At 47.5% G+C, this 17,451-nt stretch carries 19 protein-coding genes; 13 read left to right on the forward strand and 6 right to left on the reverse strand.

Going from position 1 to position 17,451, the window contains the following annotated elements:
- Window positions 1-16 precede the first annotated feature (16 nt).
- The gene (locus EXU85_RS32230; RefSeq protein WP_246859338.1) at window positions 17-1,774 is read right to left on the reverse strand and encodes a DUF6044 family protein; all 1,758 of its coding nucleotides are present in this window, start codon (window positions 1,772-1,774) and stop codon (window positions 17-19) included.
- A gap of 118 nt (window positions 1,775-1,892) precedes the next feature.
- Between EXU85_RS32230 and EXU85_RS32235 the strand changes: the two genes are divergently transcribed.
- Together EXU85_RS32235 and EXU85_RS32240 are read left to right on the forward strand one after the other, a co-directional pair.
- Window positions 1,893-3,440, forward strand: coding sequence for a M28 family peptidase (locus EXU85_RS32235; RefSeq protein WP_142776015.1), 1,548 nt, complete (start codon window positions 1,893-1,895; stop codon window positions 3,438-3,440).
- A 128-nt stretch (window positions 3,441-3,568) separates the two neighbouring features.
- On the forward strand, window positions 3,569-3,802 hold the full coding sequence (locus EXU85_RS32240) for a DUF4834 domain-containing protein (protein WP_142776016.1): 234 nt from the start codon (window positions 3,569-3,571) through the stop codon (window positions 3,800-3,802).
- Window positions 3,803-3,856: 54 nt separating this feature from the next.
- On the opposite strand, the gene EXU85_RS32245 is transcribed toward EXU85_RS32240, so the two are convergent.
- The gene (locus EXU85_RS32245) at window positions 3,857-4,252 is read right to left on the reverse strand and encodes a YbjQ family protein (protein WP_142776017.1); all 396 of its coding nucleotides are present in this window, start codon (window positions 4,250-4,252) and stop codon (window positions 3,857-3,859) included.
- Between the two features lie 19 nt (window positions 4,253-4,271).
- A complete protein-coding gene (purN, locus tag EXU85_RS32250; protein WP_246859339.1) occupies window positions 4,272-4,862 on the reverse strand; it encodes a phosphoribosylglycinamide formyltransferase in 591 nt (196 codons plus the stop codon).
- Window positions 4,863-4,939: 77 nt separating this feature from the next.
- Here purN and EXU85_RS32255 point away from each other — a divergent pair, with 77 nt between their 5' ends.
- From EXU85_RS32255 to EXU85_RS32290, 8 genes are all read left to right on the forward strand, one after another.
- A complete protein-coding gene (locus tag EXU85_RS32255; RefSeq protein WP_142773936.1) occupies window positions 4,940-6,154 on the forward strand; it encodes an IS4 family transposase in 1,215 nt (404 codons plus the stop codon).
- A 118-nt stretch (window positions 6,155-6,272) separates the two neighbouring features.
- The gene (locus tag EXU85_RS32260) at window positions 6,273-6,899 is read left to right on the forward strand and encodes an ATP-binding cassette domain-containing protein (RefSeq protein ID WP_142776914.1); all 627 of its coding nucleotides are present in this window, start codon (window positions 6,273-6,275) and stop codon (window positions 6,897-6,899) included.
- Window positions 6,900-6,921: 22 nt separating this feature from the next.
- Complete coding sequence (locus EXU85_RS32265; RefSeq protein ID WP_142776018.1) at window positions 6,922-7,644, forward strand: peptidylprolyl isomerase; 723 nt, start codon at window positions 6,922-6,924, stop codon at window positions 7,642-7,644.
- A 73-nt stretch (window positions 7,645-7,717) separates the two neighbouring features.
- Window positions 7,718-8,635 (forward strand): NAD(P)-dependent oxidoreductase, encoded by a 918-nt coding sequence (locus EXU85_RS32270; protein WP_142776019.1) that lies wholly within the window; start codon window positions 7,718-7,720, stop codon window positions 8,633-8,635.
- A gap of 4 nt (window positions 8,636-8,639) precedes the next feature.
- Window positions 8,640-9,029, forward strand: coding sequence for a tautomerase family protein (locus tag EXU85_RS32275; protein WP_142776020.1), 390 nt, complete (start codon window positions 8,640-8,642; stop codon window positions 9,027-9,029).
- Between the two features lie 3 nt (window positions 9,030-9,032).
- A complete protein-coding gene (locus EXU85_RS32280; protein WP_142776021.1) occupies window positions 9,033-9,293 on the forward strand; it encodes a DUF167 domain-containing protein in 261 nt (86 codons plus the stop codon).
- Between the two features lie 182 nt (window positions 9,294-9,475).
- Entirely contained in the window at window positions 9,476-10,813 is a 1,338-nt protein-coding gene (locus EXU85_RS32285; protein ID WP_142776022.1) for a DUF4249 domain-containing protein, read from the forward strand.
- Window positions 10,814-10,915: 102 nt separating this feature from the next.
- Window positions 10,916-11,611 (forward strand): hypothetical protein, encoded by a 696-nt coding sequence (locus tag EXU85_RS32290; RefSeq protein ID WP_142776023.1) that lies wholly within the window; start codon window positions 10,916-10,918, stop codon window positions 11,609-11,611.
- Between the two features lie 27 nt (window positions 11,612-11,638).
- Here EXU85_RS32290 and EXU85_RS32295 read toward each other — a convergent pair whose 3' ends face one another.
- The 3 genes from EXU85_RS32295 to EXU85_RS32305 form a co-directional block, all read right to left on the reverse strand.
- A complete protein-coding gene (locus tag EXU85_RS32295; RefSeq protein ID WP_142776024.1) occupies window positions 11,639-12,451 on the reverse strand; it encodes a polyprenol monophosphomannose synthase in 813 nt (270 codons plus the stop codon).
- 91 nt (window positions 12,452-12,542) lie between these two features.
- Window positions 12,543-13,886 (reverse strand): protoporphyrinogen oxidase, encoded by a 1,344-nt coding sequence (gene hemG, locus EXU85_RS32300; protein ID WP_142776025.1) that lies wholly within the window; start codon window positions 13,884-13,886, stop codon window positions 12,543-12,545.
- Window positions 13,886-14,266 carry a DUF4296 domain-containing protein gene (locus EXU85_RS32305; RefSeq protein WP_142776026.1) on the reverse strand — a complete coding sequence of 127 codons (381 nt, stop codon included), beginning with the start codon at window positions 14,264-14,266 and terminating at the stop codon, window positions 13,886-13,888. The genes hemG and EXU85_RS32305 overlap by 1 nt, the downstream gene beginning before the upstream one ends.
- Before the next feature lie 84 nt (window positions 14,267-14,350).
- On the opposite strand from EXU85_RS32305, the gene EXU85_RS32310 reads away from it, so the two are divergent.
- The 3 genes from EXU85_RS32310 to EXU85_RS32320 all read left to right on the forward strand — a co-directional run bounded on the left by EXU85_RS32310 (window position 14,351) and on the right by EXU85_RS32320 (window position 17,338).
- A complete protein-coding gene (locus EXU85_RS32310; protein ID WP_142776027.1) occupies window positions 14,351-15,211 on the forward strand; it encodes a DUF58 domain-containing protein in 861 nt (286 codons plus the stop codon).
- Between the two features lie 118 nt (window positions 15,212-15,329).
- Window positions 15,330-16,262, forward strand: coding sequence for a hypothetical protein (locus EXU85_RS32315; RefSeq protein ID WP_246859340.1), 933 nt, complete (start codon window positions 15,330-15,332; stop codon window positions 16,260-16,262).
- Window positions 16,263-16,267: 5 nt separating this feature from the next.
- Complete coding sequence (locus EXU85_RS32320) at window positions 16,268-17,338, forward strand: VWA domain-containing protein (RefSeq protein ID WP_142776028.1); 1,071 nt, start codon at window positions 16,268-16,270, stop codon at window positions 17,336-17,338.
- The last annotated feature ends 113 nt before the right edge of the window (window positions 17,339-17,451 follow it).

Genomic DNA, 17,451 nt, shown 5'->3' on the forward strand with positions numbered 1-17,451 from the left:
CACTCCACCTACTCCACTACTGCACCCTATAAAGCCAGACCCGCCAATAGCTTTCTGATTCGTCAAACACTTTTTCCAGATGTAGCCGATTTTCGGTTGCGTTATGGATGGGTACGGCAGATATAACATATTGGCCATTTAGTGCCACCAGCGCGTCGGTATTAATTTGAAGATGATCGACGGCTTGATTTTGGGTTTTCCCAAACAGGTAATTCATCCCCAACTCCGCCGTGTAGAGATAGACCCGACAAGCGTAGGCATCATAATAAACCCGCATTTGACGGGTACCTTTGGCCAGCTCGGTCGCAATGATTTTTCGGAACGCGTATTTGTAAGGAAGCGGGTAATTATTTTGATAGCTATCCAGCGTGTAGAAACCATTGAACTGGGCAACGGATGGATGCATACCCAGACAAATGACCCGGTACTCGGCTTGTGGTCGGCCAATGTAATCGCGGATTTGTGCAAACTGTTTTTCGGCAAAAAATGCGCGGAACGATGGCTGTCTAGCCTCGGTAATAGTGCCTGCCATTTTGCCAATATTGATTCGCCACTCTTTATTGGCAAAAATTAGTAAGGTCAGTTGCACGGCCAGAAACAGTCGATTCCAATGATCATTGGCACGAAACTGCCGCAACGCCAGCGCGAATAGAAAAAACCAGAGCGTCGGAAGCAGGAAATAGAACCGGTCGAACTGAAAGACCCGGAATTTCAATCCCAACGAACTGTCGCCTAGCCAAACGACGAGGTAATGATAAAGTCCGTGAATCAGGCAAATGACGAGCGCCAGAGTTGGTAAGCCAATGAGCCAGTGGACTGCCCGAAAATCCTGTCGTCGGTAAGCTCGCCAGGCACTCAAGGCAGCAACAATCAAAATGCCAGCCGTAAAAAACGCACCCGTGTTGAACATCGGCCAAACGAACAGATCAATACTCCGGCGCAGACTGTCGGCGAGCTTCATGGAGCGCAATTGGCTATAATCGAACTCCGTGCGCTGCGAGATATATGTCTGATTAATAAATCCGTAAATCAATTCCCATTCGCTGGCTATATATAGGGCCGCGAGCAGGAGTAAGCCATTGATATAAACCAAATTGAGTTGCCGAAGACGAAGCATCTCCCAGAAACCAATTACGCCCAGCGCGATGCAGATGAACAAGCCTGCCCAAACGAAAAAGGAATAGAATGGAAAGAGTATAATAATGAGCCAGTTCGTCGGAATGCCGCACCACCAGTATGACCGTTTTCGTAATAAGTTGATAAACGCAAACAGCAACAATGGTTGCCCCGTTACCGATGCGCCATGAACGATGTAACAAGGTACCAGTGCGAACAGAAACGCCAGAGCTACGCGAGTGAACGCCCAGTTGGATTCGGGCAAAACATGCTTTTTGAGCAGTAGATACATACCCACAAACCCAATGCCGTGTACAGCCGAGAAGTTGACAACTTGGGCTGCATAAGGAGGCAACAGCCAAAATGAGAGCACTTCAAGGTTCAAGCCGGTCCGAAAGGCTGAGCGTGGAATACCGGTGAAGGGCCCACCACTCATCATGTTCGGAATGACGGTTTTTAAGTCGAAATCGAAAGCGGTTTTGGTCGTCTTTAGTAAGTAGAGATATAGAAAATCGCTGTCTAAGTTATCATGAATCGTCAGGTGCGCGCCTTCGCCAAGCCAGATATAGGGGAAAACGTAAAGTGCCAATAGGCCACAGGCAAGCAGCAGATACGTTTTTTCAGAAGAAGAATGGTCAGTTAGCGAATGAGGAGACATAATGAACTAAACCTTACCCATGAGGGGTACCACAAAAGTACTGAAATTCGACCAAATGGCCGGATGGTGGGCGAGCCGCCGGGTTTTTCGTACTTTTACAAACAGAACCCCAATCACCATGCAAACTTCGTCTACATTACTGGTAGCAGCCTCAATCGTTCTGGCAACTACATCCATACAGGCTCAAACCCGGCCCGCCAAAGCTGCTACTAAAAAAGAAATCAATACGCCCAGACTGCCCGAATATACTATTTCTCGTGCTGAGGTTGAAGCGCATACCCGTTTCCTGGCCTCAGATGAGTTGCAGGGTCGGCGGACAGGCGAGCCGGGCAACTGGACGGCCGCCCGCTACATTGCCGAGCAATTTCGCCAACTCGGCCTTAAGCCTGCCGTAACGACGGGCACTCAGTCTGATTATTTCCAGCGCATTAACTTCGAAAAATCGAAAGCCGCTACCTCAGCTACGTTGGTTATCGGGAAAGACACCCTTCGGCTCGGAAAAGAACTCGTGCTGATGGCGGGTAACCCAACCGATATTTCGGGCGAAGTTCTGTACGTTGGGTACGGCCTGACGGATGGAGAAGATGGCTACAAAGGCCGCGATGTGAAAGGCCGGATTCTGGTAGCGCAGGGAGGCTCGCCCGAAGCAAAGAGCCCCGGCGAAATTTTTCGGGCATCCGCAGAAAAACGCAAACTGGCTACCGAAAAAGGAGCGGCTGCCCTGCTTGAACTCTATAGTGAATCCGTTCCCTGGGGCCTCGTGAATCAGTATTTCACCCGTGAGCAATTGACGGTGGCTGCTAACTCCGACACGAAAGCACCAGTAGCTCATTTGTGGGTGAACAATACGAATAATCAGTACAAACAACTGAAAGAAGCCAATCCAACCATCACACTACATACGTCGGGACGGCAACGAATTGCGATTGCCTCGGCAAATGTGGCCGGAATTATTGAGGGTACGGACCCGAAGTTAAAGGATGAATATCTGGTCTTATCGGCTCACTTCGATCATGTTGGCGTTGGCAAACAAGGTGGCAGTGCGTATCAGCCGAGCGACAGTATTTTCAACGGAGCGCGCGATAATGCCATTGGTGTAGTTGCCTTGCTGGAATCAGCTAAAGTCCTGATGCAGCAACGCCCCAAACGGTCGGTACTGGTACTTGCCCTTACGGGTGAAGAAGTAGGTACGCTTGGGAGCCGGTATTATACAGAACACCCACTGGTCCCCTTGAAACAAACCGTGTTTGATCTTAACTCGGATGGTGCTGGCTACAACGATACGACGGTTGTATCAGTTATAGGGTTGGAACGGACAGGGGCTAAATCTGAAATCGAAACAGCTGCCAAAGCATTCGGCCTGGGTGTGTTTGCCGAACCCGCACCTGAGCAAGGGCTATTTGATCGTTCGGACAACGTTCATTTTGCAGCAAAGGGCGTACCGGCTCCAACTTTTTCGGCCGGGTTTAAAGCGTTCGATGCAGCCATTGGGAAATACTATCATCAGGCCATCGACAATCCCGAATCGCTGGACTTTAACTACGTTCAACATTTTTGCCAGGCTTATGCCTATGCTGCCCGCCTGATTGCAGACCGGGCAACCCGTCCGCAGTGGTCGGCGGGAGATAAATACGAAGCGGCTGCAAAAGCGTTGTATGGGTATTAGTAGAGTTTTTCAGAAGGTGCTTTTATAGATAAACTGGCTTTCCGATCAACCCGGATAAAAGCCGTCTGACAAAAGAGAAAACTAAACGTCGAAAGTCAACGTTTATTGACTATTAACGATACGCTGCTATGTTGTTTAAATATTTGTTTATCATCACCCTCATTATTCTGTTTGTACCACCAGTACGTCGATTTGTCTTTTACCTGTTGGTTGGCCGACAATTAGTGAAGCAGCAGAAACAACAGGCGGCTAGTCGGGGAGGTCGTCGTGAAGGCGAGATACGGGTGGAAAACCGCCCTGGAAAAGAAACGAATACCCACTTTAAGGGGGGAGATTATGTTGATTACGAGGAAGTTAAATGACCAGGCTGCGATAAATTAAAAATGCCCGCCAAACCTAGCGTTTGGCGGGCATTTTTAATTGGCGATCGTTTCTATTTCTTTTTTATACTTGACGGCTAAACCCGTCATTACATACCCATTATCGGTGGTGGAGGTGTAGTAGGTGTACTTAACCGACACCAGGGCATCAGCACCGAGTTTCTTGGCCTGCATGGTCAGGCGGGCCAGCATCAATTCTTTCTGCTGCATATCATTTCCCCGACTAAGCATGCGTTGGTTTCCCGACTGCCGTTGGGTCAGCGGAACTTCGCCTTTTACTTCCAGATCCTGCAAGGGCGCAAATGGGCGTTCGGGGCGCTGTGTGTCATAAAATACATCAACCGGATAATGCGTTTTATGTTGCAGGTAAACAAGGGGTTGAAAGCAACCCGTTACACCCAGCATACTAAGTATGACCAAAAGCCTTCCCATGATTATTTGTTTTGTATAATCATTCATTATTCATCAGTAGTACTTCGCTTACTACTCTCGGGTAATGTTCATGCTCAAGCACCTGAACTTTCCGGGCTACGTCATCTGGTGTATCAGTAGGGGTAACCGGGCAATGCGCCTGGAAAATAATCTGACCTTCGTCGTAATGCTCGTTCACGTAGTGAATGGTTATACCAGATTCCGTCTCGTTGGCCGCCACAACGGCTTCATGAACGAAGTGCCCGTACATTCCCTTCCCTCCAAATTTAGGTAATAAAGCCGGGTGAATGTTAATAATTTTATTCGGAAACGCCTGTACCAGTCCACCCGGCATGAGCCACATAAACCCGGCTAATACAATCAAATCAATTCGTTGATCGATAAGGAGTTGGGTGATACGGTTTGTATCGTAAAACGTTGTTCGGTCGAAAAGTAAAACCGGAATATGTAGCCGCCTGGCTCGCTCGATCACACCCGCCTTCGGGTTGTTTGAGACAATCAGCGAAATCTCAACCTCAGGGTTACTTGTGAAATACTCAGCAATTTTTTCGGCGTTTGAGCCGGAGCCGGAAGCAAACAGAGCAATGCGTTTCAAGGAGTGTTTGATCATTAATGTGGTGTCGGGTTCTCAAACCAGTATTGTCCGAAATGTTTTTTCTTGTCGATTTGTTTTAAGTCTAAAAACCAATGAACACCGCCAAATTACCCGTAAAAACGCTGTTAGGCTATTTGCCGGATGAGGTGCTGGAAACATTAGCCCTAGACTATCAAGTCGATAAACACGTCAAAAAACTCCGCGGAGCCCTGGTTTTTAAGTTATTGCTCTATGGCGTTCTGACCACCAATGAGTTGAGTCTGAATGTACTTATGGCCCTGCTGGAAAAAGTGGGCATTCGCCACTTAATCGGCGTGGATGCTCACTTTACCACCAAACGAAACTCCTTAGCCGACCGGCTGGCTCAACTCGATTGTGGCTACCTGAAGGCTATTTTTAAGCAAGTTCTCAAGTTGGTCAACCAGCACTGGCCCACACCCACCGTCCAGGGCTATCAACTCCATCTGGTTGATTCAACCCTAGTGGCTTGTTCAGCCAAACTCTTGGGCCTGGGTATTCAACTGGGCCGTAAAGCCAACGATGAAACCCATCGTTATAAGCATATCAAATTTAGTATCGGCTATGATGGCTTAAAGCCCGAAACGATTCGATTTTATGATCAACAAACCCATGCCAGCGATGAAACACCCCTCAAAGAAACCATTGAATCGCTGGCTTTCTCGGCCAAAGATGTAGCCGTTTTTGACGCTGGGCTGCAAAATCGACTCACCTTTGAGCAGTTCAATAAGCCCCCTGAGGAGAAACGTTTTTTTGTTACCCGCATCAAAGCCAACAGTCGTTACCAGCTTCTGGCTGAGCAGCGTATAGATAGCTCGACCGACACACTTGTCTTAGAGAAGGAGTCGTTGATCAAGCTCTATACGAGTTCGAATCGACTCCTTACGGACTCATTTCGCCTGATTAGTGCTCACCTACAAGACAAACCTGAGCAATCTTTGCTGTTTTTGACCAACCTGCCCGATTCGCTCAGCGCATTGGAGGTGAGTCAGATTTATCGACAGCGTTGGCAGATCGAGAAATTCTTTCGGTTCATCAAGCAGCAGATGAATTTTTCTCATTTTCTGTCCCGATCCTTTAACGGGATCAAAATCATGGCGTATGTGATGCTCATTGGCGCTATGTTGATTGGGTTATATGGTCGGTTTAATGATCGGCCTGGGTTCAAGATCAACAAATTGCTGTTTGTCTATGAACTCGAAGCTGATCTGGTCAAAACACTTATTGTAGCATGCCACGGGGAGCCAACCTTACTGGACGATGCCTTGAAAAAACATTTCGGACAATAATGGTTCTCAAACCCGACATTTCGCGTCAGCTATTGTGTCGGGTTTGAGAACCCGACACCACAGAACAGAGTCAAAATTACAACTTTTGCCTATTTTTGTGGATACTCGCCTGAATCTGATGCTGGCAACGAACCAACTCACGTTTGAATACGGCCCCGCGAAACAGTTTACGTTTCCGGATGTCCAATGCGCTAATCGCGAAGCCCTTCTGATTTTAGGAAGGTCTGGTACTGGCAAAACTACCTTCCTGCATTTACTGGCTCTGTTGCTGAAACCGAAGAGTGGCTCTGTTGTTATTGATAAAACCGACCTGACAAAACTCAGCGTGGCCGATACAGCTGCGTTTCGGGCTAAACACCTGGGTATTGTTTATCAGAAGCCTCACTTTGTCAGTGCGTTATCAGTGATGGATAACCTACTGATGGCAAATTACTTAGCCAATAAGCCGCAGGATAAAAACCGCGCCCGCGAATTGGCCAGCCAGTTGGGATTTGTAGAGCAACTTAACAAGAAAACCAACCAACTCAGCCAGGGTGAACAGCAGCGAGTTAGTATAGCACGCGCCGTTATGAATCAGCCTGATGTGATTCTGGCCGACGAACCAACGTCCAGTCTCGACGATGAAAATACCAGTCGGGTAGTGCAACTCCTGCGTGAACAGTCGGAGCAAATCGGAGCCAGCCTGATTGTTGTTACCCACGATCAACGCCTAAAAGATGCGTTTCAGAATCGGGTTGTTCTTTAAGGGTATTCATTATAGTTTCACTATGCGCAAAATTCTATTCCTGCTGTTCTTGATCCCCACTCTTTCGATGGCCCAAAATCGGAAGAAGAAAGATTACCTTGTTTCGCTCAATACAACCTATGGCACCATGCGGCTTGTGCTGTATGACCAAACCCCACAACATAAAGAAAACTTCATCAAGCTTGTTAATCAGAAGTTTTACGACAGTCTGCTGTTTCACCGGATCATTCCCCTATTTATGATTCAGGGGGGCGATCCAAATTCTCGAAAAGCCCAGGCAGATCAGCCACTTGGGAATGGCGATGTGGGCTATACGATCCCGGCAGAATTTGTGCCATCGCTCTTTCATAAAAAAGGTGCACTAGCCGCTGCCCGCGATGGTAATCCAGCAAAAGCATCAAGCGGTTGTCAGTTTTATATCGTACAGGGGCGCGTTTGGGACGATGCAGGTTTGCAAAAGCAGCTGGAGCGTATTCAAACCATGAAAGGGCATATGCCCACTGATGAGCAGAAACAAGTTTATAAAACGCTTGGTGGCGCTCCACATTTAGATGGGAACTACACCGTTTTCGGCGAAGTGGTTGATGGCCTGGCCATCGTAGACAGTATTGCCAAACAGCCTCGTAATGAAATGGATCGCCCGAATCAGAGTATTCGTATGACGATGACTGGCGAGTGGATAAAGAAAAAGAAAATTACAAAGCAGTATCATTATCCGTATGTAGTAGCAAGGACCGAGAAGTGAGAAATTGCTGCGTGAAATCATCTTCTCACGTTAGTGCTCCTCACTTCTCGTTCCTCACTCCTCACTCCTATTTATGAAAAAAATTCTTATTACCGGTGCCAACGGGTTGCTGGGCCAGAAATTAGTTGATCTGCTGACGAAGCAACCGGACGTTGACTTAATTGCCACGGCCCGGGGCGATAACCGGCTACCGTTTTCGGAAGGATATACCTATCGGTCAATGGACATCACCGACCGGCAACAGGTACTGGATGTGATTTCGGAAGCTCAGCCCGATGTAGTTATCCACGGAGCGGCTATGACCGATGTGGATAAGTGCGAAATTCAGAAAGATGCTTGTTGGGCACAGAACGTACATGCTGTTGAGTATATCGTTGAAGCCTGCCGTAAGGTAAACGCGTTCCTGGTTCATGTATCGACCGACTTCATTTTCGATGGTGCGGATGGCCCTTATGCAGAAACCGCTGAAGCGAATCCAATTAGCTTTTATGGCTGGAGTAAGCAGGCTGGTGAGTCGGTTGTGAAGCATGCGGATCGGTCCGGCGCTCCGGTACGCTGGGCCATTGCCCGCACTGTGCTCGTATATGGCATTGCTCATGACATGAGCCGTAGCAATATTATTTTGTGGGTGAAGAAATCCCTGGAAGAGGGTAAAACAATTAAAGTTGTAACCGATCAGTGGCGCAGTCCAACCCTGGCCGAAGATTTGGCGATGGGGTGTTATCTCATTGCCGATCAGGAAGCTGAAGGAATCTTTAATATCTCGGGGAAAGAAGTGCTTACTCCCTACGAGATGGCCATTAAAACCGCCGATTATTTTAACCTCGACAAGTCGCTGATTACCCAGGCCGATGCATCGACATTTACACAGGTGGCTCGGCGGCCTCCCCGTACGGGTTTTGTTTTAGACAAAGCTCGTACCGTACTTGGCTATGACCCGCACACATTCGAGGAAGGCATTGCCGTGCTGGCGAGCCAGCTCAACTCATAGAACTATGAGTCAGGTTAAAATCTATGGTGTTCGAGAGCATCTGCTACCCATTCGAAATCAGCTTTCCGATGTAATTCACTCCTGTGTGGTAGAAGCTCTTCAGTTTCCCGTCAACAAGCGGGCGCACCGATTTTTCTATCTGGACAACGAGGATTTTTTCAGGCCCGCCACGGCTTCAGAACGTTATGTTATTCTGGAGTTTATGATGATTGAAGGGCGTACGGTGGAGACCAAAAAGAAGTTGATTCATTTGCTTTACGAGCGTATTTGCGATCAGCTTGGTCTGGCGCTTACAGACCTTGAAATCTGCATACTGGAAAGCCCCGCACATAATTGGGGCTTCCGGGGCATGACAGGCGATGAGATCAAGCTGAGCTATACCATCAACGTCTGATTCATGACGCTTCATGTAAAAGTGAAACCTGGCAGCAAAGTAGATCAATTGTTCTACGATGCTGCCGGTTTGCTTACCGCCAAGATCAAAGCGCCCGCGCAGGACGGGAAAGCTAACGTCTATCTAATTGAATTTTTGGCCAAACGGGTTGGTATTGCCAAGTCCAGAGTAACAATTGTGGCTGGGTTTACTAACCCACATAAGCGGATTGAGATTGATGCAACGCAAGAAGTTTACGAGCGATTTTTAGCCGAAATAGTATAGGAAAAATACGTCCAAATCCATGCTAAGGTACTCATGAACTCTAGCTTAGCATGTGCATTGGTTGCACAGGTAAGCTAACTAGTACGTATTAAAACGCTCCTTGTTTCTACTAAAAGTAGAATAAGCTTGTAAAGTGGTTTTATAGATTGCTCATACGTTCATGATCTATCCAAACCGCACTCATGCGCACAATCCTTATCCGTTTACTGGTTTATGCAACTACATTCGTTCTGCCATCGGCTTGTATTGACCCAGCGGATATTCTTTTGTATGGTACAAATGATATCTTAGTTGTAGAAGGAACAATTACCAACCTGGCCGAACCCCAGCTTATTAAACTCAAGCGTGCCTATGCCGATCGACTGACGGGCCAATTTAGTACGGTGCCATTAACGAAAGCAACGGTGGAGGTCGTGGTAGATTCTGCAGCCGTAATTGCCTGTCACGAGACAATAGATGGCAGTTACCAGCTACCCAGCGATTTTAAAGGGCAGGTGGGCCATGCTTATCAACTCCGCTTTACGCTTCAGGATGGAAATCGGTATGTATCTACCCAACAGCTGATGGCTGCGGTTTCTCCAATTGATAAGCTAAGCGCCCGATTTAACCCAACCAGTTTACCTGTTCAACAGCTAAAAGGGTATCAGGCGGCCCACGACCTGTTTATTGACAGTCAGGACCCGGCAAATCAACACAATTATTACCGGTGGGAATGGAAGCTTTGGGAACGCCAATACTGGTGCCATACATGCAGACAGGGCGTTTATGCCATCTACAAGGTGCTGCCCGGGGTCTACAAAGACAGAGACTACTTCGTGACAGGCACCGAGCCCTTCGAAGACTGTTTTAGCCCTCGTCCCGGCAAGGCTGGCGAAGAAGCGCCCGAGGTGCCTGCAGAAGACTGGACGTATGATTACGGGTGCCGAACAGCCTGCTGGCAAATCATTTACGGCTATGATATTGTGGTGTTGGACGATAAATTTATCAATGGTGGACTGATTAGCCAGCAACGGGTTGCTCAGGTTCCTTTTTATGATACGCAACCCGCTTTGGTCGATGTTCGCCAACTCTCGCTAACCCCCGATGCATACCGCTATTTTAAGCTGTTTGAGGAGCAGACTCAGCATACGGGTGGCTTGTCCGATACGCCACCTACTGCTTTGGCGGGGAATGTTCGTCAGGTAGATCATCCTCAGGCTACGATTGTCGGGTATTTCTCGGCTTCCGCTGTTTCGCAGGTGCATTATTGGCTGGATCGGAAAGATACCCAGGGCCTTTCCTATGGGGCAACCAGCCCCGTGGATACACTCCGGCCAAAAGGCGCTTATGGAAAAGGGGCAGATCAGTTGTTCTACGCCCTCAATTCGCGCCAGCCTAACCCAGAACCGTCACCGCCTTATGTGAAGGATCGGGATAAAGCCAAGGTTCGCTTATGGCCCAATGCCGACCGGCCTCCTCTTGCCCCCTGCCTGCTAAGCGACAATCAAACACCGTTTAAACCGGAAGGCTGGAGAGAGTAATGGCTATCTGGCTGTAGTGTATCAATGACAAGTAAAGTGCCTCTAAAATTGACCTATAAGTTACCATATAGTCTGTCTTCTTACGTCCAATCCCTGATTAGTATGAAAATAATAACGACGCTGCTACTGACTAGTCTGGGGGCTCTTATTCTGGCCTGCCAGCAACAAGATGACCTGACGAACGACAGGCCGGCTATTAAGGCTATTTCATTCGTCGGGATACCGACACAAAATGTCCGTTTCGATGCTCCCAACGCCCGGATCACGGTCCAGTTACCAGCCGTTGTAAACGGAGGATTGCAACCTGTTTTTGAGTTGACCGAGGGAACAAAACTACTGGATGGGGTCATGGCTGATAATACCATAGACTTGTCTGCTTTCTGTGCCTGTAACCCCAGTACCACTACCGAATCTAAAAAAGTAATTTTACGAGTAGGTAATCAGAAAACAACTGCTGTTTATGAATTAGTAGTGGTTGCTACTGGCCCCTTAAAGGCCCAGAATACAACGGATCAATTCACGTTTTCGCGTAAGACAAAACGGTTGGATCTACGGCTACCAGTCGAAAACTTATACAGCAATCCGCATGTAGATATGCTCCTGTTTACGAATGTGGTTACGGGGAATGTGACACGCGTTAGTGCGGACGCGACTTGCTTAAATAGCTGTATTGGCAATGCCCCTAATCAGCTCGTTTTTTCACTGGGTTCACCTATTGAGCGTGTGTTACTTCCAGGCACCTACACAGTTGGCCTGAATACTATAACGTTTCCTCAACGTCTAGTGGTTACTGATTAAACAAACGAGTAGCTAATTGATCCTGGTTTACACTCCAATCGGCTCCTCCACTTTCTTTGCAGCTTCCCGGCGGGGAATATAGTGCCGGAAGAAGCTGCTGATTTTCATCTGTAGCACGCCAAAGACCGCTTCTTTGAAAATCTTGGATGACATTTTAGAGACGCCCCGCGTGCGGTCGGTGAAAATGATGGGGACTTCCTGAATTCGGAAGCCATATTTCCAGCAGGTAAATTTCATTTCGATCTGGAACGCGTAGCCCACGAATTTAATGGGATTATGCAAAATCACTTCCAGTACTTCGGCCCGGTAACAGACGAACCCTGCTGTTGGGTCCATGATGGACATACCTGTAATAAACCGCACATAGACACCCGCAAAGTACGACATCAATACCCGCCCCATTGGCCAGTTTACTACGTTGACACCACGGATATAGCGGGAACCAACCGCCACATCAGCCCGCTCAGGGCCTTCAGTAGCACAGGCACGGTACAGTTTGATCAGATCGTCGGGGTTGTGCGAAAAATCGGCATCCATTTCGAATAGATACTGATATCCTCTGGATAAGGCCCACTTAAACCCATCGATATAGGCAGTGCCTAATCCTAACTTACCCCGCCGTTCGAGCAAATGTAACCTGGGTAGTGAACCCCGTACAGAAGGGCCTGTAGCCGGGAATTCTTCCTGTAAATCGCGAACACGCTGAGCGGTACCGTCAGGTGACCCATCGTCCACAATGAGTACATCGAATGGCTCCGGCAGGCTAAACACCTTCCGAATAATTGCTTCGATGTTCTCGATTTCATTATATGTTGGAATAACGACCAGGCGCTCTTTCACGGTACGAGTAGGTTAGTAAGTTGGGGGTTATCAGTACAACACCAAAACGAGCTGTTTTTGTACAAGATATTCATTAAAAATTGTTAATCTTCTAAGCATTAGTCAATTGTCGGGCCAACTTCTGCGCTTTCTGAATACAGTCAGACAAAGACACTCCTCCGTACCAGTTGGCACACACAAATAACTGATCAACTTCTATTTCTCTAATAGGGCTTTTAATAGACAGAATAGTTGCATTGTATTGAGGAATTGATCGCTCCCAGCGTTGAATACGTTGAAAAACGGGTTCAATTGCCTTAATACCGAAGTTGGTGGCTAGCTCCCGATGTACATTTTCTGACAGTACGCTGTCGGTATGACGGGCGTTGCTAACACCCGTTTGTCCACCTACTAGCGTTGTAACCAGAACTTCATCGGTGGGGCAACGACCGTCAAATATAGAACTACTCCAGATATGACCCGCCGAATACTGATTTTCAATCTTTGGGTTTAATGCCCCAAAGCCATTGAGCGGATGCTCCACGTGCGTGCGTTTATAGGCTGAATGGACGACAGTCATAGGTGGATAGGTAACAGAACGAAGTGCATTAGCCAATTTCTTGTAATGAAAATCTATCAACTGCGCGGCCGTGTTTGTACCAACTGCCAGCACTAATTTATCAACGGTTTGGGTGCCACTTTTGGCTGTTACCTGCCAACCGTTTGCGAGTTTCCGAATGTGATTAACAGGGTTGTTAAGCGAAAGATTTATTAGCGTAGCCGCCAGCGTATTAGGTAGGGTTTGCATACCATTCCGAAAGCTAAACGATTGTCGCCGACCCATGCCTAATTGGTTCTGTATTAGGCCACGTACTACTGAACCGTATTCTTTTTCATATTGAAGGAGTATTGGAAACGTTTCAGAAACAAGCAGTTGCTCCGGGTCGCCAGCGTAAATGCCCGCAACAAATGGACCTAGTGCATAATCAATGATCTCCTGACAGAAACGACGTCGAAAAAAAATGGACAATGTTTCGCCATCTGGATGTATCGTTTTATTCGTGCGTTCGCGGAAAATGGCCAACTTAGCTTTCCAGCTAAAGAAGTTCCCGAAGAAAAGCGAAGGTGGGTCAGAAGGTAGTTTCTTGTACATACCGTCGCGAAAAATATAGCGGGCTTTGCTAATGGGTTTGCTCAACGATAGTTCAGGAGTGAGTCCCAGCGTATCTATCCAATGTAAAAGGTTGGCGTCACCCAATAGTGAGTTAGGTCCCAATTCGCACAAATAAGGTCCATTGATAATACCCGCTGGTGTTTTAGATGATTCCCATCGCGACTGAATATAGCCCCCTGGTTGGCTATCGGCTTCCCAGAGATGATACGCTATACCGAGTTGCTGCAGTTCATATGCCAGTGTCAATCCAGAAATACCTGCCCCAATAATTCCGACCGTCATTAGCCTTTGGGCTGTTTTGCATTTTTCGCGCTAATCTTCTTCTGTAAATTATCTGTAACCCGCTTATAAATCAACTCCATATCCTGTGGGTGAGAAGAATAGAAAATATAACTCGTCCGATAGGTAGCGGTATCCACCCCAAATTTCTTGAAGATGTTGGCTTCCAGATGTTTATACGCAATATTCGATGAGTCAATTGAGGCTAACCCCAGGCGACTTATACGGGCTTCAGTCATATGGACTTCGGTCAGAATATCCGCCATTTTATCTGTTGCAATCAGCCCATCTGGTTTTTCATCTTCTGGAGCGGTGCAGGCCACAACCAGCCACCCACCCAGCAGCACACTCCAGAGGTAAGCACAAAATCGGTTTCGATGCATACGTTTAAATGAATAGCTTTGTAAGCTATTCCCTATTGGCAAAGTTCGGTATTGGTTGTTAAAATAGTATAACGCCTGTTTCGTATGGACGAGTTCTTGGCCAGGCTTCGTAATTTCGATATTCGTATCCGCAAGGCGGTTAACTCGCAGATGCGCGGAAGTTTTCGCTCTATTTTTAAAGGTACTGGACTAGAGTTCAGTGACTTGCGCACGTATCAGTACGGAGATGACGTGCGCGCTATTGACTGGAACGTGTCATCTAAAGGACATGGTACGTTTGTAAAAGTATTTCGCGAGGAGAAGGATCAGACGGTTTTTTTCGTTGTCGATGTCAGCGCATCGCAGCAGGTTGGTCCGCGTTACCGCGATAAATTGGCGGCTACAAAAGAAGTGTGTGGAGTACTGGCACTGTCGGCCATCCGCGAGGCCAGCCATGTAGGTATGTACTGTTTTTCGGATCAGAAGGAGCGGTACATAAAACCCGCTAATGGGATGAAAACAGGTTATCAACTGATTATGAGCCTGTATAAACTACAGCCAGAGTCGGGTCGGACGAGCATTGCCGATGCGTTGTTATTTACGCTCAATGCGTTGAAGCGTCGGAGTGTGGTGATTCTGCTCTCCGATTTTATTGACCTGAACTATGAACATAACCTCAAGGCGTTGGCTAAAAAGCATGACTTAGTTGTTATTCATTTATACGATCAGCGAGAGGTCAATCTTCCCCGGTTAGGTATTATTCCTGTTCATGATACCGAGTCGGGGCGCACGGTATGGGTTAATACGTCGTCCCTATCGTTTCGAAACGGATTGCACGATACGTTTCGCCAGAACCAGGTTCGACTGGAACGACTTTGTAAACAATATAACGCCAACTACCTCGCGCTCGATTCGCAGGAGGACTTTGTGCCAAAACTTGTTGAATTATTTAGAGTGAGAAAGTAACGCAGTTGTGACGTACGCCATACGACCTATACTTTTCCTATTGGTATTGTCCCAGTCAGTTTGGGCGAATGAACCGGTACGACCTACCGTAAAACAACCGCCCAAACAACAGTCTATCTTGCAGCCATCTCCATCGCGGCAACTTTCGTTACAGGGTCATTTTCTGACGGATAGTATCGAAATAGGGCGCCCATTTCAGTATGCGTTGACCTATCGACATTCGCCAATAATTGATGTTCTTTTCCCGGATACCGCCCGGCATTTCGCGCCGTATCGGGTAAAGAGCGTTGCCGTTTTTGCTACGCAAACCACCGGTGTTGGATTTGAGGCAATTAGCCGTGATAGTGCTGTATATACACTGGTTTCGTTTGAAACGGATCCTATACAGTTAGTACGTGTACCCATTCGGGTTATTAACGAGGCAGACTGCACAGCTCAATGGACACAGACCGATACGGTATTTCTGCGATCCAAACTATCGCAGGCTATGCTGGATTCATCGGGATCAGTGAAGTCGAAACTAGCTACAAATACGAATCTGGCTACGCTTCAACAACAGTTTAATTATTTAGCACTGGCATTAGGACTTGTATCAATCGCCCTTGTTTCTTTTGCCATGTATGGATTATTTGGTCGCGCTATCCGGCGACAATGGCGATTATATCAGCTAAAAAGGCGCCATCTTACTTTCTTGAACGACTATAATCGACTGACCCGAACGATTAATTCATATACGGCTGCCGAAATTGCAAACCAGGCCGTTATTATGTGGAAACTCTATTTAGAGCAGCTTGATAAACAGCCGTATACGTCCCTGACTACTCCAGAATTGGCTGCGCGAATAGACGATGAACGCATCACGAATGCATTACGTGAAGCCGATTTGATGATTTATGGTGGTGCATATTCTCCCGACTCCTTGCCTGCTTTAAGATTATTGGGCGAAGTGGCCACAAATGCATACCACCGTAGCCGCGCCAGAATGCAAGTGCCGGAAAACCCGGATTCCTCAACGATAAGCCAGTCGGCCGAAACTCCTTCTATCTCCTGACCTAAATGGAACCCTGGTATTCACTTCACTGGTTAAATCCGGCGCAATGGCAGCAGTTTCATATCGTATACCCGTTGGCTTTATCATTGATCCCGGCCGTTCCGGTTTTGTTTTTAGTGCGTTATTATCTGAATAGAAAGGCGCAGCAACGACTTAATATCTCTCTTGGGCAGCTTCGTTCTGGTGTGGGTCGCCTTCAAACGCGCCGGTCGTGGCTTGGTTTACTTCGCTATTTAGTACCTGTAAGTGTATTTATAGGAACAGGGTTTCTGTTAGCAGCTTTGGCTCGTCCGCAAATTGTGCGGGAATTGCGTGATGAACAATCGGAAGGTATTGATATTATGCTGGCGATGGATGTATCGGAGTCGATGACTGAAACCGATTTGCCACCCAATCGGTTAGCGGCTGCCCGTCGGGTGGCCCAGCTATTTGTGAATAGTCGCAAAAATGACCGGATCGGCTTAGTGGTTTTTGCAGGCGAGGCTTTCTCGCTTTGCCCCCTCACAACGGACTATGGATTACTGAAACAGTACCTAAGTGAATTAAATAGCCAAATGATTCGTACCTCCGGTACGGCCATTGGCGATGCCTTGGCTCGGTGTATCAATCGAATGCGGGAGCGGTTGCCCTCACCAATAGATACGGCCCAGACTGAAACAAATCCATGGAAACCGGAACGGAGCAAGCTAATTATTCTATTGAGCGATGGCGATAATACCGCCGGTAATCTTGACCCGATTACCGCTGCCAAGCTGGCTAAAGCGTTTAATATTAAACTCTATACAATTGCTGTTGGCCGTCCGGTTTCGTCCACGTCTCAGGCCGTTACAGTGGATGAAGGCATTCTAAAAACGATTGCCACCATTGGCAACGGGAGCTTCTTCCGGGCTACGGACACGCGCCGATTACAATCCGTATTTGCCCAGATTAACCGCCTGGAAAAGTCGCCGATACGGGTTCGGATTTATGAGGACGTACAGGATTTTTATCGCATTTATCTGTACTGGGGCATTACATTCCTCCTGTGTGCGATGCTGTTAAAGAACACGATTTTTGGTAATGTGCTGGAGGATTGAAACTGTTTACGGCTTATGGTATTCGGTATACGGTAGGCTAACGCATAAATAACTCATGTATCAGCCTACCGTAAACCGAATACCGAATACCAAAAACAGTAACCACAAAATAT

It is taken from the genome of Spirosoma sp. KCTC 42546 (assembly GCF_006965485.1).
In the GTDB taxonomy this organism is placed as follows: Bacteria; Bacteroidota; Bacteroidia; order Cytophagales; family Spirosomataceae; genus Spirosoma.